The 957-nt window shown below is 49.2% G+C and carries 1 protein-coding gene; it reads right to left on the reverse strand.

The window, feature by feature from the left end:
* Positions 1–107: 107 nt before the first annotated feature.
* The gene (locus tag GY843_RS10945; RefSeq protein WP_297309462.1) at positions 108–281 is read right to left on the reverse strand and encodes a hypothetical protein; all 174 of its coding nucleotides are present in this window, start codon (positions 279–281) and stop codon (positions 108–110) included.
* Between the last annotated feature and the right edge of the window lie 676 nt (positions 282–957).

A 957-nucleotide genomic window follows, 5' to 3' on the forward strand; every position in this document is an offset into this window, starting at 1 on the left:
CAACCCCTGTTCTTCTTCCAAATTCAAACGATTTGCCTCAAACTGGTCCTGCGGCTCCTAAAAAGAAAAACCCACCCAAACATTTCCTTAGCCTTTTGTTTAGAAGCTCAGCTGCTGCAAACCTCCGAACGTGGTTCAGCAATGACTTCCGGTTCCGGTTGAAGGCCCCTGACTGAAGTTCCCGGCATCGGCGGCATCGGCTGCATCTCCACTTCTCTGGCCATCGGTGTCTCTTCACCGGGACGCATCACCCCAATCTCTGCTTCCACCGCTCCTCCCATTTCTCGTCCCAGCGCACTCTGATCACCCTCATTTTCCAGCTCCTCTGTCCACGGGGGAAGATAGTCGTCGAAGCCCTAGATAAGTGATTTTACGAACTCGGAGCCATAAAATGAGTTTTTCGCACATGTACCGAAATATTTGTGCATAGCTACCAAAGCACAAAATAAACTAACTCAGCACAAGACAGATGACAAGACCACTAAGAACGGGGACCTACAGGCGGCTGGTGGATGGTCCAGCCGCCTGTGGGTAATGCTCAGGCCGCCTGTACGGGCAAGGGCATCGACGCTTCAGGATCGACGCTTCAGCATCAACGCTTCAGCATAGACGCGATGCTTCAGCATAAAATCAATGCTTCTGCATAAAATTGACACTTCAGCATCGACGCTTCTGCATCCTGTTGAAATTAGACTTCTTGGTGCAGCAATTGTGTTGTTTACGCGTTATAACGTTGGTGTTATTTCCCGTCGCGTAGACTCATGAGAATAATCATTTTATCGGGCGAACGCATGCAGCGCCGCCAACGGCCGATGCAAAAGCTGCGACCGGCCGCCAGCTAACTTCGCAGCTGCTTTGTGTAAGAGCTAGCAGGCGGATTTCGCTGGTTCTTGGTGCATTTTAAAGCTGAAACATTTTTCTGTTTAATGTTCTATAAATTCCTTCTATAATCATAAA

The sequence above is a fragment of the Neptuniibacter sp. genome, assembly GCF_024231755.1.
Taxonomy (GTDB): Bacteria; Pseudomonadota; Gammaproteobacteria; order Pseudomonadales; family Balneatricaceae; genus Neptuniibacter.